We start from the raw sequence: 23,088 nt of genomic DNA, 5'->3' as shown, positions 1-23,088 counted from the left end.
TTTTCAGTTTTACCAAAGTTCTACCAAGTATCCCAAAAGCACAGATATCGAACACTTTTATTGAGGATGTAAAGAAAATAGTGCCTTTAAAAGAGAGCGCCGCCAGCCCCCATGAGGGAAATAAGCACCCAACTGAATATCCAGGTAATCCACCAAACAGTAAACCGGCAATAGTAGGCCCGATGGCAATATAAATTTATTCATTTCGCAAACTATTCACCGGGTTCGCCATACCAGCCCTAATCGTTCGGAAACTTAAGGTAAATAATCCTGTTAGCAGCATCCCTGCGCCGCTGATAACGAATACCCACCAGCTAATAGCTACGTGGTCAGCAAAGCTTTCCATCCATTTATTTACGGCGTACCATGCAATCGGCGTTACTATGATAAAAGCCAGTAAAATAAGCGATATCAGTTCGGTTGATAGCAGGGTTACTATTTGAGCAACGCTTGCGCCAAATACTTTGCGTATGCCAATTTCCTTTGTTCGCTGATTAGTGGTGTAAATGGCAAGTCCCAACAGCCCGAGGCAGCTAATCAATATCGAGAGACCCGTTGCCCAGGTAAGCAGGGTTGATGTGTGTTGTTCTTCGTCGTAAAATCTGGCTATCGTGTCATCATAAAAATGGCAATCGAAATCATCGTCGGGATAAGCCTTCTTCCATACCTTTCCCATATTTGTAATTGCGGTTTTCCACTCATTACCGCCTGCGGTTTCAGGTTTCAAACTAACATGTAACGTCATCATTGGCCGGGGGATTGGACTGCCCGATGTTATGATTGATGGATAAATGGTGGAATGCAACGACCGCTGATTAAAATCGGCAACTACGCCAATAATACTAATATTTCGGCCACCAAACCAATTCAACTGCTTCCCGATAGCTTCATGGGGGTTAGTAAAGCCTAATAATTTAGCGAAAGTATTGTTGATGATGACGGCTTTCCCGGTGTCGGCTTCGGTTATGTTTCTGCCGGCAAGCAATTTTAGCTGATATATTTTGATGTAGTTTTCATCACCAGACTTAACTATTATTTCTTCTGTTGTAATTTGTTTTTTTCCATCGTTATAAGTCATACGCGTCCTGTTAAATGCATCAGCCGAAGGTGGATCATTACCTAAACCCACAAGGGCAACCTGCGGCATCAACCTAAAATCGTTCAGCAGTACCTGGTTGGTGCTGGCCTTACTGGTTTGCCAGGGTGTATTAATAATCAGGATGGCATCCTTTTTAAACCCCAGGTTTTTATGCAAGGCGTAATAAATTTGTTGGCTTACCAAAATGGTAGCCATTATAAAAAATTGGGCTACAACAAACTGCGAAACCGTAAGCGACTTACGGAGCCAGGCGTTTCGTGTTTTATTGCTATTGCCCTGCACCTGGTTTTTTAGCACCGATGCCGGCTTGTAGCCCGATAACACAATTGCGGGATAAAAACCCGACAAAATACTTATCAAAATAGTTAATATCAGCAGAAAGAGTATGATATCCGGCTGCAGCATATTCGCATGAATATCGGGGGATATAACGTCGGCAAACATTTTTAAAATAATTGGCGCAAGCAACACCGATATGCAAACCGCAAAGAATGTTATAAAAAATGTTTCGCCTAAAAACTGAACTACTAATTGCATCCGGCTGCTACCCAAAGTTTTGCGGATCCCAATTTCTTTTGCCCTTTGGGCCGCCTGGGCGGTAGTTAAATTCACATAATTGATACATGCCAGCAACAACAAAAAGATAGCGCTGGCCAATAATCCGTAAAGTGTTGTTTTGCTGGCTGGCCATGAGAAATTAAAAATATTGTAGTCGGGATTGAAGTGAATATCGTCCAATGGCTGCAAGGCCAGATCCACGATGGGTGCAGGCATTTTTTGTTCGGCACGCGGCGGATTACTTTTCCTGAAAATGGTATTGATCTGTTTTACAACCCCGGGTAACGGGGCGCCAGGCGCCAGCTTTACAAAAACCTCTGATGCCGAAGAGATTCTGCCCCAATTGTTTATATGCAGATCATCAGCTAAATATTTATTAGTTGTGGCGGTACTAAAGGAAATAAAATCGTGAAAGGTAAAGTCGCTATTTTCGGTAAACGTTTCAACTATGCCACTGACTGTTGTCTTAAGGGTATCATATATAACTACTTTACCAATCATTTCATGATAGGATAACGAGGGGAAGTAAAGCCTGGCTTGTTGGGATGTTAACACTACCAGGCTGGGCGCATCAAGCGCGTGTTGCGATGAGCCGGCAAGCCATGCATAATTAAAAATTTTAAAATATTGCTGATCGACAAGTGTTATCCTGTCCGGGTCTTTGAACCGTTTTTGTGCGTTTTTATCTTTGTCGATATAGACAAAATGAGGCGACAGTGAATATACCGGCGTAATTTCCTCTATTCCTGTGGCCTGGCTTTTAATCGCCTCCGCCAGTGGGCCAGGTCCGCCACTCGAATAAATTTTATGCCCCTGAGATGATATATTCATAACAACGCGGTAAATCCGGTCGCTGTCCTTGTGAAATTTATCAAACGTAAAATCGTAGTGTACAATAAGGTAAATGACCAGGAAAGCGCTTATACCGATGGATAAACCGATAATATTTATCAGTGTAAATAGCTTATGCCTCCAAAATCCGCGGAATGCAATTTTAAAATAAGTTTTAAACATACGACAGCCGGTTAATTTTTCATGTGTCCACCCCGGAGGGTTTACATGGCTCAATATTAGCGGCATATGCTGAGTAAAACCTCTCAAGTTATAAGATGGGAGAACTTTTTGAATACGGTTTTTATATTCCAAAGGGGTTTCGCCTGTAAATTGCTTAAAAACACGATGGAAACTACTTTGTGAATTAAAGCCCGATTCGTAAGCAATACCAAGCAGCGTGATATGATCATAGGACGCGTCCTGCATTTTGAGTGCAACCTCGCGAACACGGTATTCATTGATAAAATCGTTGAAGCTTTTTTTGAAAACTGTGTTAATAATTCGGGATACTTCATGGGTATGCAATCCAAGTTTTTCAGCAAGAGAGCTCAGGCTTAATTCCGCATCCCGGTAGTGGCCTTTTTCCTTTACTTCCATTTTCAACCAGGATCCTTTTTGCTTCAGATCTGCCGGTAATAATAGCTTTACTGTAGTATCCGTCTTCTCAGGAGTGTCTGCTTTTAAATGGCTCTTTGCAGCAATCCAAATGATCAGGGATATGAAAAGAAGGTACAAAGGGAAATAATGCTGTGCTCCTGACTGATGATGGTAATATAAATAATCTGCGGCGGTAAAGGGTATCCATAACAGCCACAATAAGCCTAAACCTACCAGCAAGTTATCCAGCCAGCGCAGCTCGTACCTATACCGGTCACCCCCATTAAATTTTAACCGCCGGTAAAAGCTTTCTATCTGCCTGTGAGCCAGGTAAAGGTAAATTGTGACCGAAACAAACGCCAGCAGTTGCAATACCGGGTTCAGTTGCTTAAAGGCCGGCGTTTCATAAGTAGTTGCACCGGTATTTATACTATCCCTAACTTCCAATGCCTGGGCACCCAATTCCAGCAGCAACGGACTAAAATGCAGCAGATCCTTAGGCCGGAATTTATATTCCGGCCGGGTTATTTTAAGCACGAAAAAAAAAATAAGGGGACCAAGAGCAAGCGAAAATTGCAGCGGTAGCCGGCTCCAATTAGTAATATAAGTTGACAGCCCGATGTCGATGCCCAATATCCGGGCTATCCACAAAACAATCGTAACCATTGCCAGGGCCAAAAGCCGGTTTGCAGCCCGGTTTATTTTTGGGGTGAACCATAAAAGCAGGATGAAGGTGAGCGCGATAAAGATCGTACCAAAGAGAGCCAGGTCGTAGGTATTAACATGGAAAGTATATGTATCCATTTGAAATATTATAACCCAATCGCTGTTACAAACTTACAACATCGTAGTTTTAGCAAAGTGGTATTAGCGGGATAACAGGGTATTAGTTAGCCTTATTTTCCTTTTTTTTAGTCCTCGATGGCCTCAATACCCTGTTGTTTAAGTTTCTCCAGGTGATCCTTCATCGCATTAAGCTGTTCCGGGAGATGTCCTTGCCAAACCGTGACTTCACCAACAACCCGAAGCGGACTCTTAGTGCGGTATGACTTGGTTGGATTGCCCGGAAATTTCTTATCCGTCAAATTGGGATCGTCTTCAAACAATCCAGTTGGTTCTACTATATAGATTCTGCCAGGTCCTTCGCCGGCAGCGAGTTCTGCACCCCAGGTTGCTGCATCTAAGGTGGCCGTCAGATAAACAAACCTGGCCTTATTTCTTTGCCCATAGATTGAATTAAAACCAGGTTCAATAAGGTCGCCATGTTTTAGATTTGCCTTAGTGCCGTGATAGAGTGTTTCTGAAGTTTGCGTTGATTTGTCCATCCAAATTGTTTTATTTCAATTCTTCCTTAAAATCTTATCCATAGTCCTTCCTTTTGCTAATTCATCAATCAGCTTATCTAAATAACGAATTTTTTGCATGAGTTTGTCCTCAATTTCCTCCACACGATAGCCGCAAATTACACCTGTAATTTTTGAAACATTTGGATTTATCTGTGCCTGGGCAAAAAAGGTTTCAAAGTCAGTTTTATCGTCGATATGTTTTTGCAGTGTTTGTTTATTATATCCTGTTAGCCAAAATATGATGTCATCTACCTCAGCTTTCGTGCGACCTTTTCTCTCTGCTTTTTGGATATAATGCGGATAAACACTGGCAAAAGACATTCTGTATACTCTTGAATTATCCATCTTACTTGTATTAATAATTAAAGATAATTTTTTTCTCAGCAAGTAGTAGAGGGCTGCGAAAACATGATGTTGAAAATTTTGTCTTTGCGAACCTTTCAAGTTAAGAGATAAGACCTCAGAGAGGTCTAAGCTTTGTAGAAAAATCAAATAGAATGTTTTCCGCTCCAGAGGTGCGGCCCATTATGTGGCGTACCTCTGGCACGCTAAATTATTGTTCATGTTTTTCTACAAAGCTTTTGCTCCCCTGGAGCAGGCAAAACTTTAACTTAATAATATTAGGGAGACTATACAGGGACATAATATAAAATTTCAATAAAATTATACAGATTATGGTATCTTTCGGTGAAATATAACCTTCAACAAAAAAATGAGCCTATTTGATCTTTTCAAAAAAGAAACCAAATCAAAAGACCCTGAAAATAATATTTTGCTTGCGATGCCAATTTTTAATAATGGGGATAGCTATCAAATTAATAAAGTAATAGAAAACCTTAAATCACAGTGGGGCTTTGAGATCACTGATATTGAAGGAGACGATGAAGCCGCTTCATTCAATCTAAACGGAGAATCTATTGCCTTAGCAAACATCCCCGTACAGATACCATGGGGAGATATAGAGGGCACGGCTAAATATGCTTATAATTGGCCGTCAGCATTAAAAGATTTAAAAGGGCATACCGGGCATGCTATTTTGTCAATAATGACATCACAAAAAAGCCCCATAGACAGGTTTAGGATATTAAGTAAAGTTTTGGGCTCAATTTTAATTACATCCAATGCCATTGCTGTATATCAAGGGAGTCAATCGCTGCTTATACCCCGACAACAGTATCTTAGCTATATTGCAGAACTCGAAGAAAACGGCTCTCCTGTCATGTTATGGATTTATATTGGGCTTAAAAAAATCGAAACAGGAAATTGCGCGTATACCTATGGCTTAAAAGACTTTCAAAAAACAGAAATTGAAATTATTAATTCAAAATTAAGCTTAGAGGAATTATTCGATTTCTTACTCAATATTAGTTCTTATATAATTGGGAGTAACATTACTCTAAAAAATGGCGAAACCATAGGAATCACCGCTAACCAAAAAATACCCATTAAATTATCAAAAGGGCAGTTTGTCGAAGGGCAATCTCTTAAACTTGAAATATAACTGTGAAAAAGAAAAAAGACCATATCATAGCATACGGCCTTTCTTCACATAAATCGGAGAGGGCTTCGTAACCCTACCTCACCTCAAACACATAACTTCCTGCTTTTGCCTGGTAGACGTTGGCAATCGGCTTGCCACCCAAATAAGCTTTACCTGCCGGCAACTGCACGGTGGCCGTTGAATTGGCCGGGATAGTTACTTTGTAGGTGACACCATTACCGGTACGCGCCCATGAAGAAATTATCTTTCCATACGGACCATCATGCGTGGCAGTAAACTCGTTTAATCCGGTTACAAAATGCGGCGCCAGGATCACGTTCTTAAAACCCGGCTGCTTAACATCCGGGTGAATGCCCGCGATACCTTTGTATAACCATGCGCCAATCTCGCCAAACATGATATGGTTAAGGGAGATATCAGATTTGGCATCTATCTGCCAGTTCTCGTACAGGGTTGTAGCACCGTTAACCATCCACCAACCCCATGAAGGGAAGGTTTCCTGCGATGCTATTTTGTAGGCCACATCGGGGTAGCCGTTATCGCTCAGCGCGCCTAATATCGCTTTAGCACCCAGAATGCCCACATCCAAGTGGAAATTATCGGCGACTACACGCTGAGCCAGGTTGGCGGCCACTTTGCTTTTTAAATTTTCCGGCACTACATCCCAATACAGCGGAACGCTCAGTTCTGTTTGCAAACCCTGCCCGTAGATGCCCGTTTGCGTGTTAAGGTATTTGGCGTTAATGGCATTTTTTATTTTAGTGGCCAGGGCCGAGTATTTTACAAAGTCGGCCTGTTTGCCTAATATTTTGGCGGCTTTAGCCAGTATGTTGGCATCGGCATAATAATAAACCGAAGAGGTTAACTCAACCGGCGATACTGATTTTACCGGCACCCAGTCGCCAAGGCCCCAGCTGGTCAGGCCGGTTGGGTACAGCTCATCAATATGATTCACGTATTTTTCAATGCTGGTATAGCTATCGGCCAGCAGTTTGCTATCGCCATAAAACATATAAATATTCCAGGGGATGATAGCGATGGTGCTGGTCCAGTCGGGCCCGTTCCCCCACTCGTAACCCCAGCCGCCGGTTGGGATGATGGATGGCAGCACACCATTAGGCTGCTGCTCGTCGCGGTGGTCGGCTAGCCATTTTTCATAAATGGTAATGGCATCAAAGTTATATAAGCCGGTTTCGCTGGCTATATGAGCATCACCCGTCCAGCCATTCTTCTCACGCTGCGGGCAGTCCGTAGGATATCCAAACAGGTTGCTCAGGTAACTATGATTGGTGGCACTCCATATTTGGTTAATGGTTGGGTTTGATGATTTCACGTCACCGATGGGCTGCACATCGCTATGCATAAAATAAGCTTTCAGACTCTCTTTGGTAAGCTGAATGGGTTTACTGCTGCTTACCTCTACATATTGAAAACCCTTGTAGTTAAACTTCGGCATAAAGGTTTCTTCGCCTTTGCCGCCAAGAATGAAGATATCCGTCTGGAAAGGATCTTTATCATCAGTTGGGCGATAATGCAGATCGATATTGGATTGATCTACATGACCGTTCTTGTTGAGGCGTTCTGCATGTTTAAGGCGGATGATGGTGCCTGAATCGCCCTTTACGGTGATCTGGCTTACACCGGAGATATTGCGGCCAATATCAAACACCCACAAATTATTGTCGATTTTGGTGATGGTTTTGCTGGCAATCTCCTCCACATTGCGAATCGGCTGCAGGCTTTGCGCTACGATATTCGTAGATGGCGCCGAGCGGTTGATAACCGGTTTCCAGGCGCTATCAATAAACCCGGCCGTGTTCCAACCTGGTTGCTCTTTACGGGCATCATAATGTTCGGCTGTGTAAATGCTGTTAAACACTACCGGACTTAAAGCTGTTTTCCACTGCGTATTGGATGATACGGTTTCTACCGTACCATCGGTATAAGTGATGCGCAGATCCATACAAAAAGTTGGGCGGTTGCGCCATGGGGCCTGGTGAAAATACCATACGGCTGTACTTTGGTGATTATACCAGCCGTTCCCCAGCAGCACCCCTACAGCATTTTTGCCGTTTTGCAGGTTGGCAGTAACATCATAAGCTACGTAAAGGGTGCGCCTGTCAAACCGGGTATACATAGGATCGAGCCGGTGGTTACCTATTTTTTTGCCGTTGATATATAGCTCATACAAACCCGCCACCGCGATATAGGCCCTTGCCGATTTGATGGTTTTGCCCACCTTAAATGTATTCCTGAAATACGGTGCCGGATTTACCGCGATACCTTTGTTATCGCTGATCCAGGAGCCTTTCCAGTTACGCATCTCCATCATACCGGTTTCAAAACTGGTTATTGCCGATGAACTTAGCTTTTTGCCTGCCTGATCCCATAACTGAACACGCCAGTAGTATTTGGTGAAAGGCTGTAAAACCTTACCATTATAAGTAACCAGGTTTGTAGCGGATGTAATTTTAGTGGTTGTCCAGCTATCTCCCTTGCCAGCGCCAACTGCAACAGAATCAGTACCCACAAAAAGTTGGTAGGCCGTTTGAGCAGCTCCCTGCTGTGCATCGGCCATGGCCCAGGTTAAACGCGGATGTTTGGCATCAATACCTATCGCATTGCTGAGATATTCGCACTTTAGATTGACAGCCTGGGCCGGTTCGGCAGCTTTAGCGGATTGGATTATTAAAATACTGTTGAATAATAACGCGATGTAAAGCATGAGCTTACATAAAGGTTGTTTCATATGGGAACAAGATATATCGGTTTATAAAAGTAGTAAAAGGTTTTAGCAAAAACATTAAAAAATAGTACCCTGAAAGCGGGCTTTCAAAATACGATTGGCAATGTAAAGTGATATTTTTATTTGCGCGTCCTGCACTGTCTTGTACGGAGAATTGAATTTTTGGGGCGTTCAAGTTGATAAAAGTGACCATGCTTTGTCCTGAAAATGCTCCGTAGGAGCTACCTGTTTGTAGCCCTCATCCAAAAAAACAAAATTGCGCCGTAGGTGCTACCCTAATCAACAGACCTTCAAAGAAGGGTAGCATCTACGATGCAAAAAAAGGCTCTGTGCTATTGCTACAAACAGATTCTACAAACAGGTAACTCCTGACGGAGTAACTGGGTATGATGGAAATTTTAAAGTGGGAATATGGAATTGACTTATATTAGGGAGATAAACTTTCTGTTGATATCTATTTGCCTGTGGTTTGCAACTAATAATACATTCTACAACAAACCCTTCAGCACCGGCCAAACCTTATCGGCCATCACCTTATACCCCGCCGAGTTGGGGTGTAGCATATCCGGTAAATTAAGGTGTGCTTTACCTGCCACACCATCCAAATAAAAGGGCACAAAGGCCATCCGGTTAATATCGGCCAGCTTACGAAAAACCGCTTTAAAATCCATACCGAATGGCCCCGGAATAAACAATGGAATTTCCATGCCCATCATCACCAGTTTTATACCGGGATACTTGAGTTTTACCTTATCAATAATTTCCTGTAGGTTTTTAGCGGTGGTTTGAGGTGATATCCCCCTGATGATATCATTAACACCTAGCTCCAGCACAAAAATGTTCAACGGGCGGTTCATCCAATACTCCAATCGCCTAAGGCCGCCGGAGGAGGTATCACCGCTGAGGCCGCCATTAATACAATGATATGGCAAGCCTTCCGCGTCTATTTTTTGTTGTATTAAGGCAGGGAACGATTCGGTTTTATGATTAGGCAAACCATACCCTGCCGTTAGGCTATCGCCAAAAAAAAGAATATTCTGCATATAGTGAAATGCGCAGGTACAAAATTAATACCTGGTGTTATCCTTGAAATTTTGCGCGCGTACAGCTATTTGCTCTAAAGTAAGTTCACCATATTTTTTAGCGCGGTCCAGCCATTCGGGGGCTTCATCCACCAGGTTATCTATGATTGATTTGCCATCTGGTCCTTTTTTGGTAACATAATTTATGCCGTAGGCAACTGCTGCACCAATGGCAAGTGTTTTTATAAAGCCCATATTTTTATTTGTTTATTGAGTAAGTATATGACAATGATGGTGCCAGTTTGTTACGCACCGTAATGATAAGATACAAAGCGTTGTAAAAAGTTTAATGTTTTAACTATTTTTACTTCAACTATGTTTTTTATCCTCTCAAAAGTACTGGCATTTTTACTTATCCCATTACTATATATCTTTGTTTTACTGGCTATTGCCGTTTTTTCAAAAAAGCCTAAAGCTAAGCGTAACTGCCTGTTATCAGGACTTGTTTTACTTTGGATCTTCTCGGCCCCACTATTCTTAAACTTATTCGCCAAAGCCTGGGATGTAGCGCCGGGAAAGTTGGATGCGGGCAAAACCTACAGTGCTGTTATTGTATTGGGGGGCTTTGCCGGCGATAACGGCAAAGGCAAGTGGGCATTTAACTGGGCTGCGGACAGGTTTATACAGGGCGTTTTACTGCAACGCACCGGAAAGGCAAAAAAGATTGTGATCTCGGGCGGGAACGGCCACCTTTTCGCCGATGGCTTTAGGGAGGCTGATTGGGCAAAAGAGAAACTAATAGCTTTACAAATACCGGATAGTTGTATACTGGTAGAAAACCAATCGCGCAATACGCTTGAAAATGCATCCTTAACAAAAGCATTGTTAATTAAAAACAAACTGAAAGGGCCCTATATATTGGTAACATCGGCCTTTCACATGCGCCGGTCACTGCAAATATTTAAAAGCAAAGGCTTTGATGTAATTGCTTATCCGTGCAATTATTTTGCAGGAACCGGCAACCCATCTTTTGGAGATCTGATACCAGAAGCGGGTGTACTAACCGGATGGAATACATATATCAAAGAACTCATCGGTTATATGGTTAACCATATAACCGGCAAAGTTTAGCAATAGGATATTCCCAATAGCTCTGCTGTACTATATATATTGCCCTGAGCCGGGCAGTTACGAGCCTTTGCATTAAATAATGCCGCCGCTATATTTCAATAAATATCCCTATCAACAGATTATTTAATTATTTTGGCAACCGGAGGATTAAACAAATATTAATAAATCGGCCTTTTATGGGTATATTATTAGTGGAGGATGAACCTAATGTGGTATCGGTTATAAAACGCGGACTTACAACATACGGGTTTGAGGTAAGTGTTGCCGCTAATGGCGTTACAGGCTTGCAAATGGCGCTCGATCATAATTTCGACCTCGTTATCCTGGATGTAATGCTGCCTTTAATGGATGGCATACAGGTATGTAAACGCATCAGGGAGCAAAAAAAAACTGTCCCCATTATCATGCTTACGGCGCTCGACTCTACCGAAAATATTGTTGGCGGCTTGGATAGCGGCGCCGACGATTACATGGTAAAACCCTTTAAAATAGCCGAACTTGCCGCCCGCCTGCGTACACTACTGCGCCGCAGCGGTGCCGAAATACAAACAAACAATAGTTTTGCTATTGATAATCTGCACATTGATACCGAATCAAAAATTGCCAAACGTAATAACGAAGTATTAAAACTTACCGCTACAGAATATCGGCTGCTGGAGTATTTTATAAAGAATCAAAGAAAGGTATTATCCCGTATCCAGATACTGGAAAACGTTTGGGATATTGATTTTAATATGGGGACCAACGTGGTTGATGTTTATGTAAACTACCTGCGTAAAAAACTGGAAAAAAACGGGGGCATTAAATTGATCCATACCGTTTTTGGCATGGGGTATATCATGAAAGAGGGGGATATCGATGAAGATACAAAGTAAGATCACCCTGCTGTTCCTCCTGTTATCGGGCGGAATCCTGATACTGCTCAGTGCATCCATTTTTTACTTTGCATATAAATTCAGTTTCGATGATTTTTATAAGCGACTGGAAGCCCGTGTAAATATCCTGGCCGAAGTGAATCTTTTTCCCGGTGCCAAAAGCGAAGCCACCCAAGAGGTCCGTAATAAATACCTGGAAAAGCTGGATTCGGAGAAAGGATATTTTTTAAGTGTCGATAGCAACAATAAAGTAAAAACACCGGCTGGCAGTAATATCCGTAATAAACTTATTCAAAACATATTAAGCAACGGTTCCGCTCAGTATAGAAATAATAACACTTTTTACGCTGGCTCGGTGTTTACCAAAGACGGCTCCAGGTATATTGTGATAGTCTCGGCATCAAACCCGGCCGGTTTCCAGGAGATGAAGGATCTGCAGGAAATCCTGATCTATGGCTTCCTGGTAGCTATGATATTGATTTATTTTATTGGGAAGATATTTTCTTTCTACACGTTTCAGCCAGTGCGGCGCATCATCAATAATGTAAAAAACATTACGGCAAACAACCTCCATTTCCGGTTGGATGAATTAAGCGGCAAGGACGAAATTGCAGAGCTATCCTTCACTTTTAATGATATGCTTAACCGCCTTGAAACCGCGTTTGAAACACAAAATAATTTTGTAAGCAACGCGTCGCATGAGTTAAGAACCCCGCTTACCATCATCTCATCAGAGGTTGAGCTGGCTTTAAACAAGCAAGACCTGAATCCTCATCAGCGTGAAATTTTAAATACCGTTTATGCCGAGTCGGAAAAATTAGGACAAATCCTGAACAGCCTGCTCACCCTGGCACAATCGGGCTTTGATGGTAAAAGGCAAAACTGGGAAAGCATCAGGATGGATGAATTGTTACTTACCGCTTCAGAATCGGTTAAAAGGGTCCACCCGGATAGCAATATATTCATCAACCTTGAAAATTTGCCCGATAATGAAAAACTGCTATATGTTAAAGGTAATAGTAACCTGTTAAGGCTGGCTATCAACAACATCATCAGCAACGCTTGTAAATACTCTGATAACCGTATGGTAACAGTAGCCTTGCTGGTAGAAAACAACAAGATCATCGTATCCATCAAGGATCAGGGTATCGGCATCCCTAAAACCGAGCTTCAGCATATTTTTGAGCCTTTCTTCAGGGCATCAAACGCGCATGATTATGAAGGGCACGGCATTGGCTTACCTTTAACGTTAAACATCATCCGCCTGCATAAAGGCAGCCTGGGCATCAGTTCGGAAGTAGGCGTTGGTACGGAGATTAAGATTTTTTTGCCGGTGGAGTAGCCTCAGCCCCACGGGAGCTTGTAAAAGACACGTTGTCATTTCGAACGAGGTACGAGGAGAAATCCTGTACGACATGCAGTCAACTATGCAGGTGTAGAAGATTTCTCTTTCGCTCCCCACTTATTCCTCCCATTGCTCTATCGAAATGACGTTTTCTTTTATTAAAAGATGTGTACACACACAGTAGCTCCTTTGGATGGGCCGGGGGCTGCAATTAATTCTAATCAAATTCTAATAAGTTTCTTAAATCATCCTAATTATTGGCTGCTACACTTGTATCAAACAAAACGATACAAGTTTCAACAATAATTAACATGACTATGAAAACGCTATTAATCCCAACCGATTTTACCCAACAATCTATTCAAGGCATCCCGGCATTGGTACATCAATATTACCCCGAAAAGGTAAATATTGTACTGGTGCACATGCTTAAAATTACCGACTCATTAAGCGAGCTGCTGATGTTATCGCGCCGCAGTGTGGAGTACAGGCATATCCCCGATAATTTTTACACCCGCTGTACCGAACTGCAAAATAAGCATAGCCACCTCATTAACCGTATTGCCATTAACTTTTTTTATGGCAGCACTGTAGCTGTATTTAATAATTACCTGGAGGCTAACGAGGTTGATGCTATTGTAAGGCCACATGATAACTACCAGTTGCTTTTTAAAAATAGTATCGCGCCCCAAATGCTGATATCCAAATGCAGCATTAAAATAATCGCGCTGCCCAAAACTCAAGGTATGCCGGCTGATATCTTGATTACCGAGCCGGAATTAACAGAACATCAATAATAACATCTTAAAAAAACATCTATGCTACTAAAAGAAAATATACCGGTAAGCTACGTATTCGGTAAAATAAAAAAAGAACTCATCCTGGTGGCTGTATACTCTGCGGCAATTTATTTTATCCACCAGTACTATAATTTTAAAGCGGTATCAATCCCTTTAACCGTATCAACCATATTGGGTACCATTATCTCCCTGTTGCTGGCTTTCCGCTCAAACCAGGCTTATGACCGCTGGTGGGAAGCCCGCATTTTGTGGGGCGGCATAGTAAATGATAGCCGCACGTTTGCCCGGCAGGTATTAACCTTTGTTGACAGCAGCCACGATGGCGAACAAAAGCGAGCTTTAAAAGAGCGTATCATCAGGCGCCAAATGGCCTGGTGTTACAGTTTAAGCTGCCATTTGCGCGGGCAAAACGCCAAAGAAAACCTGGAAGCCTATTTAAGTGATGATGATGTAAAAAACATCAAAAACCTTGATCATACCCCGCTTGCTATAAACGAGCTGCAGGGCCATGACCTGCGCACGCTGTACAAACTTGGCTGGATAAACGAATATCAGCAGGTAGCTATGGATAGTACATTAACAGGTTTCATGAACTCAATGGGTGGCTGCGAGCGGATCAAAAACACGGTTTTTCCATCTACCTATAGTGTGTATATCCATTGGCTGGTGATGTTTTTTGTGCTGTTGCTACCGTTTAGCCTTATAGAGTTCTTTGGTATTTTCCAGGTTCCGCTGGTAATTGCTATTTCATCAGCCTTTTTCCTCATCGAAAAAATGGCCATACACCTGCAGGATCCGTTTGAGAATAAGCCTACCGATACGCCCACAACAGCCATCAGCCGTACTATTGAAAACAACCTGAAACAAATGATGAAAGATGAGTTGCCGGAGGATATAGGTGCCATGATGACCAACCAACCTCAAAAACAGGCGGTGTTTTATATACTTTAGTTAGAGAGAATCAAGAGGTTAGAGTCAAGAATTAAGACGTTTGCCTTTTGACGCAGAGTCGACTCACCCCGACATCGCTGCGCTCGTCTGCCCCTCTCTCCGCTTCGCGCATAGAGGGGCTTAAAAAATCCGGTACAAAAAGCTGTTTTGACCCTCTTTCCAACGAAGTTGAAGAGAGGGGCGACCGGCGAAGCCTGGTCGGGGTGAGTCGTTGCCAGCATACAGAGCTTATTGCTTAGTCTGAAATAAAAACGTCATTGTTACGTACCTCACTCCAACGTTTTTTACAAAATGCACCAAAAGTCTTAATCCCCTGCTTCAAAATCCTTGCTCCTTACTCCAAAAATCCTCTGTCTTAATAAAATTCTTTTCCCTATTTTGGCAATCGGGAAATTTATAACAAATCCTGGTTTACTAAAATGACTTATTGCCTCGGAATTAAGGTTAAAGAAGGCTTATTGGCTATTGCCGATACCCGGATAACTTCGGGAACAGATACAACTGTAAAAAAGAAGATCACCATAGAACAAAAAGACAATTTTTCCCTTTTCATCATGACCAGCGGCTTGCGGTCGGCAAGGGATAAAGCCATTGTATATTTTAACGAGCTGCTGGAAACCAAAGAGTTTAACAAAATGTACAAGGCCGTAAACGCCTTTGGCGAACAGGTAAGGCGCGTAGCTGTTGAGGATAAGGCATCATTAGAAGCTGCCGGATTTAAGTTTGATTTGAACACCATTATTGGCGGGCAGTTAAAGGATGACGACGAACACAAGCTGTTTTTACTTTATCCCGAAGGTAACTGGGTTGAACTGGGGCAGGGTGCGCCTTACGTGGTTATAGGTAACTCGGGCCATGGCAAGGCGATTTTAAACCGCATACTTACCGAAGACAGCAGCCTGAAACTGGCATTGAAAACAGGTTTTCTTTCGTTCGATTCAACCAGGGTGAGTTCAAATAATGTTGATTTCCCTATTGACGTGGCCCTTTACAAAAAGGACACTTTCGAGATCATTGAAACACGGTACGAAAAGAAAGACCTGGAATACATATCGGCACAATGGGCCGAAGAATTGAAACTGGCCCTGGAGCATATCTCTGAGGACTGGATGGATACAACATTTAACAGATTAGAAGAAATTAAAACCGGAAGCTAAGCAAATGAAATTCGATGTGTTTACCCAAATGGAATATGTAGTACGGTCGCCGGGCACATTGATATTAAACATACACGCTTTACGCACACCAAACCAAACCGTATTAAACGAAGAGTTTACGGTTGAACCCTACGTTAAGATAGAGGAAATAATATCTGCACAGGGCGAAAACCGTTTAATGCGTTTTGAAATTAGCGAACCGGGCACCGTGAAAGTTACCTATAAAGCCTTGGTTGATAATTGTTATGAGCTAACAGATTACCACGAGCAGCACGAGGTAATGGTAGCCCAGCTGGATGCTACGGTACTCCCCTATCTTAACCCCAGCCGCTATTGCCAGTCGGATAAGTTGTACCGTTTATCGCACAACCTGTTTGGGCATATCACCAACCCATTTGAAAAAGTAGTAACCCTTACCGATTGGATCCATACCAATGTACAGTACCTGAGCGGTTACAGCAATGCCCAAACATCGGCATTTGATACCGTTACCGAGCAGGTGGGCGTATGCCGCGATTTTGCTCATTTAGGTATTGCTCTTTGCCGCGCTTTAACCATACCTGCCCGTTACTTTACAGGCTATGCCTACCATTTGAAACCAGCCGATTTCCATGCTTGTTTTGAAGCCTACCTGGGTGGTAAATGGGTTTTGTTTGATGCAACCAAATTGGTACCGCTTAACGGACTCATTAAAATTGCCACCGGCCGCGATGCCGCCGATACTGCCATAGCCAACATTTTTGGCGATGTTACCTTTACTACCATGCAGGTAAGCTGCGAACTGGCCGAAGATGGTTTTGAGCCGATTTATTATACCAATAACGGGTATAATGGGCTGTCGTATTTATAAGATAACTTATATAGTTATAATCGGGAATTTGTAAAAGAGAAAGTGCTTTCTTCATGCCTCATTGCGAGTTTTACTACCCGGGGCGACACTGAAAGGAAAATGACGTTTGAAAAGTTTGTCATCCTGAGGAACGAAGGATCTATTCGCAGACTGTACCGGGCGAAGAAGCATGGCGAATAACAGATCCTTCACTGCGTTCAGGATGACAAAAGTTTTTTAGTAAATACGTCGTAAGTAAGTACGAAGCAATCCCTAACGATACAGAGCAAACTTGCAAGTCAGACCTTTAAATAGGGGATTATTTCGTACCTCTCAATGACGGAGATTAAAGAAAGCTTTTTAAGAAAATGTGTAGTAAAAACTTAGATGTCGCGGGCAGATTCGAACTGCCGTTTAGGGTTTTGCAGACCCCCACCTATCCTCTCGGTCACGCGACTTAAAAAACTATAAAATCACTTATTAGATTGGCAGGGGGCGAAGATGGTATTATTATCTTTCTCCGTTGAATGGAGCAGGAATTAGCACCTTTTACATTATGCGGATGTAGAGGTTGCTAAGACGTCTTTGGGCCTTTCCCTCAGTCTTTCTTGATAAGTTAAATAAAGAACGATTTGTCTCTGATGACGATGCAAACATAAAACTTTATTTATATAAATCCTATAGGAATAGTAGAATATTTTAAAATAAGTTCATTATGTACTATAAATCAGCTTAATAAATTAAAATATTGTCGCGAAATTTCAGCCCATAATAACAACAACTCATAAAAACTCCTGGTTATATTGAATCCATTTTTCACCATGTATATGGACAAGCAGGGTCTTGCATCTCAGAGCCCGTCTAACAATAAGAAACAGGTCGTCCTTGCGGTTTATAAAATCCGGTGACCTCTGAAGGGGAAATGACGTAGCAGAAATGGCTGTCATCCTGAGCCTGTCGAAGGATAGCGGGCAAAGGCCTCTCCGCGCGAGTCTTCGACAGGCTCAGACTGACAGGCCCACACACTTCAAAATCCAATACGTCATGGGGTAGGCACGAAGCAATCCCGGCCTTGCAGAAAAGCTTTGCAAATCCGATCTGCATAGTTTGGGATTGCTTCGTGCCTCGCAATGACGGGTGGGTAAGTGCGTCATTAGAACTATAAAAACATTAATGAATCAAATTTAAACAGCCTCTCAAATAACAACCGAAAACAAAGCAATTATCATATTTAAATCCCCCCATTCACTTTCCCCTCCATTTAATGGATTATCCTATTACGCCATTACGCTAATTCCACTCAACCTTTTGCAAAAAAAACTGAATAACAGTTGCCCTCTATATCTGTAATTTCGATACCTTGTATACAACCGTACTTTTGCAGATACACAAGGATAGTTGTTTAAACCATAAGCGCTAATATTGCTTTAACCAATTAATTAAGCACACAAAATGAAGGTAGCTTTATTTGTACCCTGTTATGTTGATCAGTTTTACCCCAACGCGGCAATTGCCACATTGGAGTTACTGGAGAAACTGGGTTGCGAAGTTCATTATCCAAAAAATCAAACTTGCTGCGGGCAGCCCATGGCCAACTCTGGTTATGAGCACCTTACCGGCGCTTGCAATAATTTATTTATAGATAATTTTTCGGGATATGATTATATCGTATGCCCATCGGGAAGCTGTACGCTGCATATTAAGGAACACCTTCACTCCCACCAAAACGAGGCTATGGCGGCCGACATCCGCAAACGGGTTTTTGAACTGACCGAGTTTTTGGTTGATATTTTAAGGGTCGAGAGCCTGGATGCCAGTTTCCCTTATAAAGTAGGTTTGCACCAAAGCTGCCATGGTTTGCGTGGTTTGCGCATTTCGCAAATGACAGAGCTGGTTGCACCACCATTCAGCAAGCCGGCGCAACTGTTGGATATGGTAAAGGGACTGGAGCTGGTTCCGCTAAGCCGGGCCGATGATTGCTGCGGCTTTGGCGGCACCTTTTGCGTGGTTGAGGAAGCCGTATCATCCAAAATGGGAAAAGATAGGGTTGACGATCATATTGAGCATGGCGCACAGTACATCACATCGGCCGATCTGAGCTGCCTGATGCACATGGAAGGCATTTTACGCCGCCAGGGAAGCGATGTTAAAGTAATACATGTTGCCGAAATTTTAAACCACAGTATCAAATGAGCAGCACCGCGACAAAAGACCACCCTCAATTAGCTGCCATATTTAACCGGGACGAACCCCGTGTTGACTGGCACGACGAAACCCTGTGGTGGGTACGGGCCAAAAGGGATATTGCCGCGCATAAATTACCCGAATGGGAGTTATTGCGCGAAACCGCATCACAGATCAAGAACAATGTATTATCAAACCTGAGCAGTTACCTGGAGCAGTTTGAGGCCAATGCCATCAAAAACGGCGTTACCGTACATTGGGCAGCCGACGCCCTGGAACATAACCAGATAATTCATAAATTATTAAGTGACAAGGGCATCAACCGCATGGTAAAAAGCAAATCTATGCTTACCGAGGAATGCCACCTTAACGAATACCTTTTACAACAGGGCATTGATGTGATCGACTCTGACCTGGGCGAGCGCATTGTTCAGCTGGCAGGCGAGCCACCAAGCCATATTGTATTGCCCTGCATCCACAAAAAAAAGGAAGAAATAGGCGATATATTCCATGAGCATTTAGGCTCGGCCAAAGGTGAATCGGATCCCAAGATCCTGACAGAAACCGCCCGCCAGCATTTGCGCGAGGTGTTTTTAACCCGCCGCGCCGCCCTTACCGGCGTAAACTTTGCCATTGCCGAAACCGGCGAAATTGTAATTTGCACCAACGAAGGCAATGCGGATATGGGCGCCCACCTGGCCGAGATCCACATTGCATCCATGGGCATGGAAAAGATCATCCCCCAAAGAAAACATTTAGGTGTTTTTTTACGCCTGCTCACCCGCAGCGCCACCGGCCAGCCTATAACTACTTACTCCAGCCATTTTGCCAAACCGCAGGATGGTAAGGAGATTCATATTGTAATTGTAGATAATGGGCGCAGCGTTCAATTAGGCAGGGAAGATTTCCGCAACTCTTTAAAATGTATCCGTTGCGGCGCTTGTATGAATACGTGCCCGGTATACCGCAAAAGTGGCGGCCATAGTTACCATACCGCCGTTGCCGGCCCGATAGGGAGTATTTTGGCACCCAACCTGGATATGGAAAAATATGCCGACCTGCCCTTTGCTTCAACCCTTTGCGGATCATGCAGCAACGTATGCCCCGTTAAAATTGATATTCACGATCAGTTGTACAAGTGGCGGCAGGTTATTGTAAAGGCAGGCTACACACCCAAAGCTAAAACTATAGCTATGAAAGGCATGGCTTTTACATTGGCCTCCCCTGCCTTATACCGCGCAGCTGGTAAAATGGGCAGGTGGACATTTAAGTATGCGCCATTCGCGGTTAATAATGGTGCAAACCCATGGTATAAACACCGCGAAATGCCCAAAGCACCCGAACAATCATTTGGCGAATGGTATGCTAAAAGAAAGGATCAACAGAAATGAGCAGGGAAAAAATATTAGCGGCTGTAAAAGCCAACCAGTTTAGCCATGCCGAACTGCCCGATCTTGAAATATTAAGCTCGTTAACAAACACTAACGACAATTTAGTTGAACGATATACTACTGTAGGCAGCGCCGGCGGCAGCTTTGTTTATGAAGTGGCCGATTATGATGCTATTAAAGCTATTCTGCAAAAAGAATTTAAACCCGGCGTAAAGATCATATCAGGCATTCGCGAACTGGGAGATTATACTTTTGTTGATGATGTAAAACACGAACTATCGCACAGTTTTGCCGATGTGGAGCTTTGCATCCTGGCATCAAACCTGGGCGTGGCCGAAAATGGCGCGCTATGGTTAACAGAGGAGCAAATGACGGTGAGGGTATTGCCATTTATTGCCCAGCACCTTGCCATAGTTATCAGTAAAAACAGCCTTGTACCTACCATGGCCCAGGCTTATCAAAAAATTGGCCAATCGGAATATGGTTATGGTGCATTTATTTCAGGTCCCTCAAAAACAGCCGACATTGAGCAATCCCTGGTCATAGGTGCACACGGACCAAGGAGTTTATCGGTGTTTATACTAACATAGCCCCATTTAAATTTGAGTTATATATTTTTAATTAGGCCTGCCGTTTGATTGACGGCAGGCTTTTTTTTTGTGATTATTTAGCGGCTAAAGGGTAGTCTTTGGATACCCAGTTTGTTTTTAAATTGGTTGACAGGTTAAGCAGCTTTATATTGGTAAAACCAGCTTTTTGTAACTCCAGGAATGCAGGGCGGATATTGGGGCATTTAGCAAAAGGGCAGCAACCGCAATAAATAACCACCACTGTAGTTTTAGGCAGCAAAGCAAGCGCGTTTTTGAATTTCTCCAGGTTTTCGGCATTGTTTACTGCACCAATATGTTTAGCGCCCTTTATATCCTCCACCGCGCCAATGTTAAAAATGACGGGCGCTTTCGCGTCCCCTGCTTTAATTTCTGCAGCTAATTCGGCTGGTTCCATTAACTGATCGGCAGTCCAGGGGTTAGTAGAGCTTAACGTTGGCATGGTTGCCGGCGAAGTCTGCGCCTGGGTATTCATCGATATTAAACCAACAAACATTAAACTTAATATAGCAATCAAACAATTTCTCTTCATTTTGGGATATTTATCTTGAACTTTAATTTTTTTAAAGATGAGCATTATCCATGGAAGAAAATAATAAACAGCATTGGGAGCAGGTATATGAAACTAAAAATCCTAATGAAGTAAGCTGGACACAATTGGTTCCGCAAACGTCGCTTGATTTTATTCATAGCTTCCATCTGGCAAAAACTGATAAAATTATTGACATTGGCGGTGGCGACAGCAGGCTGGTTGATTACCTTTTGCAGGAGGGATTTACCAATGTTACCGTTTTAGATATATCTGCAAAAGCATTAGCAAAAGCACAAGCCCGGCTTGGAGATAAAAGCGACCAGGTTACCTGGATTGTTTGCGACATCAACGCTTTTAAGCCCACAGAAACTTATACCCTTTGGCATGATAGGGCAGCCTTCCATTTTTTAACCCATGAAGATCAAATTACGAATTATTTGAACATCGTATCCAATGCGGTTAGTGATTATGTAGTGATTGGTACTTTTTCTGAAAACGGCCCCGAAAAATGTAGTGGCTTACCAATAAAAAAATACTCCGAATTGCAATTACAAAACCAATTCCACCAGCAGTTTAAAAAGATAAGGTGCATTAATGAAGATCATGTTACCCCATTTGAAACCACGCAAAATTTTCTGTTTTGCAGCTTTAAGAAAACCGAAAGCATAGCCTAAAATTCAAGCCTGTAATGATGACACAGAAATGAATTTTCCCTATTGTAAAAATATACCGATTGGTATATTTTTGTGGTGTTGAATTTAATCACTCAGCATATCAAAATGAAAACTTCAGAAAACACCATACTCATTACCGGCGGCAGTGCCGGCATAGGTTTTGAGTTAGCCAAAAAACTATCAGAACAGGATAATCATGTGATCATTATTGGTCGTAATAATGACCGTTTGCAAAAAGCGGCCGATCAATTAAAAAACGTGACAGCCATTAATGCCGATATATCAAATGCAGAAGATGTAGAAGCGTTGGTTACTAAGTTAACTACCGAATTTCCTGAACTAAATATAGTGATCAACAACGCTGGTGCAGCCAACCTCAATAACCTGCTTACCGGTACCAATACCTTTGAAACAGCAGGCGAAGAAATGCTGACCAATTACCTGTCTGTCATCCGTCTTAACGAAAAACTATTACCATCACTCAAAAACCAAAGTGAAGCTGCTATAGTAAATGTATCATCGGTAGTTGCCTTTGCACCAAGCACCAGATTAGCCACTTATGGCGCTACCAAAGCCGCGCTTCATGCCTACACCCGCGCTTTACGATTGGTATTGGCAGAAACCAGCGTGAAGGTTTTTGAACTGATGCCTCCATTGGTTGATACCGAATTTTCGGCAGAAATAGGCGGCAAAAATGGGATCCCACCATCACAGGTTGCTGACGAGTTTTTTGCAGCCCTGGAAACCGATACATACGAGATAAGAGTAGGTAATACAGAGGATTTTTACCGCTTATACCTATCAAACCCAGATGAAGCTTTAAGAGTGATTAACCTGCCAAGGTAATCCATTTAAAAAATTTACTATAAAATATACCAACCAGTATATTTTATAGTAATAAATTTTAT

21 protein-coding genes, 1 tRNA gene and 1 riboswitch are annotated in these 23,088 nt (G+C 42.7%); of the genes, 13 read left to right on the top strand and 9 right to left on the bottom strand.

All coding sequences use genetic code 11. The annotated features are described in order from the left end of the window. Nucleotides 1-57 precede the first annotated feature (57 nt). The 4 genes from AC1DYB_RS13380 to AC1DYB_RS13365 form a co-directional block, all read right to left on the bottom strand. Complete coding sequence (locus AC1DYB_RS13380) at nucleotides 58-204, bottom strand: hypothetical protein (protein ID WP_477435581.1); 147 nt, start codon at nucleotides 202-204, stop codon at nucleotides 58-60. Further along, a complete protein-coding gene (locus AC1DYB_RS13375) occupies nucleotides 197-3,892 on the bottom strand; it encodes an ABC transporter permease (RefSeq protein ID WP_477435579.1) in 3,696 nt (1,231 codons plus the stop codon). The genes AC1DYB_RS13380 and AC1DYB_RS13375 overlap by 8 nt, the downstream gene beginning before the upstream one ends. A 107-nt stretch (nucleotides 3,893-3,999) precedes the next feature. Beyond that, the gene (arr, locus tag AC1DYB_RS13370) at nucleotides 4,000-4,413 is read right to left on the bottom strand and encodes an NAD(+)--rifampin ADP-ribosyltransferase (protein WP_477435577.1); all 414 of its coding nucleotides are present in this window, start codon (nucleotides 4,411-4,413) and stop codon (nucleotides 4,000-4,002) included. A gap of 15 nt (nucleotides 4,414-4,428) precedes the next feature. Then, entirely contained in the window at nucleotides 4,429-4,779 is a 351-nt protein-coding gene (locus tag AC1DYB_RS13365) for a DUF2200 domain-containing protein (protein ID WP_477435810.1), read from the bottom strand. Nucleotides 4,780-5,146: 367 nt separating this feature from the next. Here AC1DYB_RS13365 and AC1DYB_RS13360 point away from each other — a divergent pair, with 367 nt between their 5' ends. Continuing rightward, the gene (locus AC1DYB_RS13360; protein ID WP_477435575.1) at nucleotides 5,147-5,935 is read left to right on the top strand and encodes a DUF4261 domain-containing protein; all 789 of its coding nucleotides are present in this window, start codon (nucleotides 5,147-5,149) and stop codon (nucleotides 5,933-5,935) included. 73 nt (nucleotides 5,936-6,008) lie between these two features. Here AC1DYB_RS13360 and AC1DYB_RS13355 read toward each other — a convergent pair whose 3' ends face one another. The 3 genes from AC1DYB_RS13355 to AC1DYB_RS13345 form a co-directional block, all read right to left on the bottom strand. Further along, nucleotides 6,009-8,684 carry an alpha-L-rhamnosidase gene (locus AC1DYB_RS13355; protein ID WP_477435573.1) on the bottom strand — a complete coding sequence of 892 codons (2,676 nt, stop codon included), beginning with the start codon at nucleotides 8,682-8,684 and terminating at the stop codon, nucleotides 6,009-6,011. Between the two features lie 485 nt (nucleotides 8,685-9,169). Continuing rightward, a complete protein-coding gene (locus AC1DYB_RS13350) occupies nucleotides 9,170-9,724 on the bottom strand; it encodes an arylesterase (protein WP_477435571.1) in 555 nt (184 codons plus the stop codon). Between the two features lie 24 nt (nucleotides 9,725-9,748). After that, nucleotides 9,749-9,958 (bottom strand): YtxH domain-containing protein, encoded by a 210-nt coding sequence (locus tag AC1DYB_RS13345; protein ID WP_295712247.1) that lies wholly within the window; start codon nucleotides 9,956-9,958, stop codon nucleotides 9,749-9,751. Nucleotides 9,959-10,078: 120 nt separating this feature from the next. Between AC1DYB_RS13345 and AC1DYB_RS13340 the strand changes: the two genes are divergently transcribed. The 7 genes from AC1DYB_RS13340 to AC1DYB_RS13310 all read left to right on the top strand — a co-directional run bounded on the left by AC1DYB_RS13340 (nucleotide 10,079) and on the right by AC1DYB_RS13310 (nucleotide 16,812). After that, a complete protein-coding gene (locus AC1DYB_RS13340) occupies nucleotides 10,079-10,834 on the top strand; it encodes a YdcF family protein (RefSeq protein ID WP_477435569.1) in 756 nt (251 codons plus the stop codon). Between the two features lie 176 nt (nucleotides 10,835-11,010). Further along, complete coding sequence (locus AC1DYB_RS13335) at nucleotides 11,011-11,709, top strand: response regulator transcription factor (protein WP_477435567.1); 699 nt, start codon at nucleotides 11,011-11,013, stop codon at nucleotides 11,707-11,709. Continuing rightward, nucleotides 11,693-13,051 carry a sensor histidine kinase gene (locus AC1DYB_RS13330; RefSeq protein WP_477435565.1) on the top strand — a complete coding sequence of 453 codons (1,359 nt, stop codon included), beginning with the start codon at nucleotides 11,693-11,695 and terminating at the stop codon, nucleotides 13,049-13,051. The genes AC1DYB_RS13335 and AC1DYB_RS13330 overlap by 17 nt, the downstream gene beginning before the upstream one ends. A gap of 320 nt (nucleotides 13,052-13,371) precedes the next feature. After that, entirely contained in the window at nucleotides 13,372-13,851 is a 480-nt protein-coding gene (locus AC1DYB_RS13325) for a hypothetical protein (protein WP_477435563.1), read from the top strand. Between the two features lie 21 nt (nucleotides 13,852-13,872). Further along, nucleotides 13,873-14,805: a bestrophin family protein gene (locus tag AC1DYB_RS13320; RefSeq protein ID WP_477435561.1), complete on the top strand. Its 933-nt coding sequence runs from the start codon at nucleotides 13,873-13,875 to the stop codon at nucleotides 14,803-14,805. A gap of 419 nt (nucleotides 14,806-15,224) precedes the next feature. Then, nucleotides 15,225-15,962 (top strand): proteasome-type protease, encoded by a 738-nt coding sequence (locus tag AC1DYB_RS13315; RefSeq protein ID WP_295712229.1) that lies wholly within the window; start codon nucleotides 15,225-15,227, stop codon nucleotides 15,960-15,962. Nucleotides 15,963-15,966: 4 nt separating this feature from the next. Further along, nucleotides 15,967-16,812 (top strand): transglutaminase-like domain-containing protein, encoded by an 846-nt coding sequence (locus AC1DYB_RS13310; RefSeq protein WP_477435559.1) that lies wholly within the window; start codon nucleotides 15,967-15,969, stop codon nucleotides 16,810-16,812. A 366-nt stretch (nucleotides 16,813-17,178) separates the two neighbouring features. Here the strand turns inward: AC1DYB_RS13310 and AC1DYB_RS13305 are convergent. Continuing rightward, nucleotides 17,179-17,249, bottom strand: a tRNA-Cys gene (locus AC1DYB_RS13305). A 49-nt stretch (nucleotides 17,250-17,298) separates the two neighbouring features. Then, nucleotides 17,299-17,409: riboswitch (SAM riboswitch) on the bottom strand. 834 nt (nucleotides 17,410-18,243) lie between these two features. Here AC1DYB_RS13305 and AC1DYB_RS13300 point away from each other — a divergent pair. Genes AC1DYB_RS13300 through AC1DYB_RS13290 form a run of 3 tightly spaced genes read left to right on the top strand, consistent with a single transcriptional unit; the run spans nucleotide 18,244 to nucleotide 20,956 of the window. Then, a complete protein-coding gene (locus AC1DYB_RS13300) occupies nucleotides 18,244-18,984 on the top strand; it encodes a (Fe-S)-binding protein (protein ID WP_477435556.1) in 741 nt (246 codons plus the stop codon). Beyond that, nucleotides 18,981-20,366, top strand: a complete 1,386-nt coding sequence (locus AC1DYB_RS13295) for a lactate utilization protein B (protein WP_477435554.1) — start codon at nucleotides 18,981-18,983, stop codon at nucleotides 20,364-20,366. Before AC1DYB_RS13300 ends, AC1DYB_RS13295 begins: the two co-directional genes overlap by 4 nt. Continuing rightward, nucleotides 20,363-20,956, top strand: coding sequence for a LutC/YkgG family protein (locus AC1DYB_RS13290; RefSeq protein WP_477435552.1), 594 nt, complete (start codon nucleotides 20,363-20,365; stop codon nucleotides 20,954-20,956). The genes AC1DYB_RS13295 and AC1DYB_RS13290 overlap by 4 nt, the downstream gene beginning before the upstream one ends. A gap of 73 nt (nucleotides 20,957-21,029) precedes the next feature. On the opposite strand, the gene AC1DYB_RS13285 is transcribed toward AC1DYB_RS13290, so the two are convergent. After that, on the bottom strand, nucleotides 21,030-21,506 hold the full coding sequence (locus AC1DYB_RS13285; RefSeq protein ID WP_295712216.1) for a rhodanese-like domain-containing protein: 477 nt from the start codon (nucleotides 21,504-21,506) through the stop codon (nucleotides 21,030-21,032). 50 nt (nucleotides 21,507-21,556) lie between these two features. Between AC1DYB_RS13285 and AC1DYB_RS13280 the strand changes: the two genes are divergently transcribed. Together AC1DYB_RS13280 and AC1DYB_RS13275 are read left to right on the top strand one after the other, a co-directional pair. Next, nucleotides 21,557-22,180, top strand: a complete 624-nt coding sequence (locus tag AC1DYB_RS13280; protein ID WP_477435549.1) for a class I SAM-dependent methyltransferase — start codon at nucleotides 21,557-21,559, stop codon at nucleotides 22,178-22,180. 105 nt (nucleotides 22,181-22,285) lie between these two features. Continuing rightward, on the top strand, nucleotides 22,286-23,026 hold the full coding sequence (locus AC1DYB_RS13275; RefSeq protein WP_477435547.1) for an SDR family oxidoreductase: 741 nt from the start codon (nucleotides 22,286-22,288) through the stop codon (nucleotides 23,024-23,026). The last annotated feature ends 62 nt before the right edge of the window (nucleotides 23,027-23,088 follow it).

The sequence above is a fragment of the Mucilaginibacter sp. P2_A4 genome (assembly GCF_056405015.1).
This window is presented reverse-complemented; position numbering and strand designations above follow the sequence as displayed.

Excerpts from the sequence above, each read along its gene's own strand:
- AC1DYB_RS13380 (WP_477435581.1), bottom strand. The coding sequence starts at position 204 with ATGAATAAATTTATATTGCCATCGGGCCTACTATTGCCGGTTTACTGT.
- AC1DYB_RS13375 (WP_477435579.1), bottom strand. The coding sequence starts at position 3,892 with ATGGATACATATACTTTCCATGTTAATACCTACGACCTGGCTCTCTTT.
- arr (WP_477435577.1), bottom strand. The coding sequence starts at position 4,413 with ATGGACAAATCAACGCAAACTTCAGAAACACTCTATCACGGCACTAAG.
- AC1DYB_RS13365 (WP_477435810.1), bottom strand. The coding sequence starts at position 4,779 with ATGGATAATTCAAGAGTATACAGAATGTCTTTTGCCAGTGTTTATCCG.
- AC1DYB_RS13360 (WP_477435575.1), top strand. The coding sequence starts at position 5,147 with ATGAGCCTATTTGATCTTTTCAAAAAAGAAACCAAATCAAAAGACCCT.
- AC1DYB_RS13355 (WP_477435573.1), bottom strand. The coding sequence starts at position 8,684 with ATGAAACAACCTTTATGTAAGCTCATGCTTTACATCGCGTTATTATTC.
- AC1DYB_RS13350 (WP_477435571.1), bottom strand. The coding sequence starts at position 9,724 with ATGCAGAATATTCTTTTTTTTGGCGATAGCCTAACGGCAGGGTATGGT.
- AC1DYB_RS13345 (WP_295712247.1), bottom strand. The coding sequence starts at position 9,958 with ATGGGCTTTATAAAAACACTTGCCATTGGTGCAGCAGTTGCCTACGGC.
- AC1DYB_RS13340 (WP_477435569.1), top strand. The coding sequence starts at position 10,079 with ATGTTTTTTATCCTCTCAAAAGTACTGGCATTTTTACTTATCCCATTA.
- AC1DYB_RS13335 (WP_477435567.1), top strand. The coding sequence starts at position 11,011 with ATGGGTATATTATTAGTGGAGGATGAACCTAATGTGGTATCGGTTATA.
- AC1DYB_RS13330 (WP_477435565.1), top strand. The coding sequence starts at position 11,693 with ATGAAGATACAAAGTAAGATCACCCTGCTGTTCCTCCTGTTATCGGGC.
- AC1DYB_RS13325 (WP_477435563.1), top strand. The coding sequence starts at position 13,372 with ATGAAAACGCTATTAATCCCAACCGATTTTACCCAACAATCTATTCAA.
- AC1DYB_RS13320 (WP_477435561.1), top strand. The coding sequence starts at position 13,873 with ATGCTACTAAAAGAAAATATACCGGTAAGCTACGTATTCGGTAAAATA.
- AC1DYB_RS13315 (WP_295712229.1), top strand. The coding sequence starts at position 15,225 with ATGACTTATTGCCTCGGAATTAAGGTTAAAGAAGGCTTATTGGCTATT.
- AC1DYB_RS13310 (WP_477435559.1), top strand. The coding sequence starts at position 15,967 with ATGAAATTCGATGTGTTTACCCAAATGGAATATGTAGTACGGTCGCCG.
- AC1DYB_RS13300 (WP_477435556.1), top strand. The coding sequence starts at position 18,244 with ATGAAGGTAGCTTTATTTGTACCCTGTTATGTTGATCAGTTTTACCCC.
- AC1DYB_RS13295 (WP_477435554.1), top strand. The coding sequence starts at position 18,981 with ATGAGCAGCACCGCGACAAAAGACCACCCTCAATTAGCTGCCATATTT.
- AC1DYB_RS13290 (WP_477435552.1), top strand. The coding sequence starts at position 20,363 with ATGAGCAGGGAAAAAATATTAGCGGCTGTAAAAGCCAACCAGTTTAGC.
- AC1DYB_RS13285 (WP_295712216.1), bottom strand. The coding sequence starts at position 21,506 with ATGAAGAGAAATTGTTTGATTGCTATATTAAGTTTAATGTTTGTTGGT.
- AC1DYB_RS13280 (WP_477435549.1), top strand. The coding sequence starts at position 21,557 with ATGGAAGAAAATAATAAACAGCATTGGGAGCAGGTATATGAAACTAAA.
- AC1DYB_RS13275 (WP_477435547.1), top strand. The coding sequence starts at position 22,286 with ATGAAAACTTCAGAAAACACCATACTCATTACCGGCGGCAGTGCCGGC.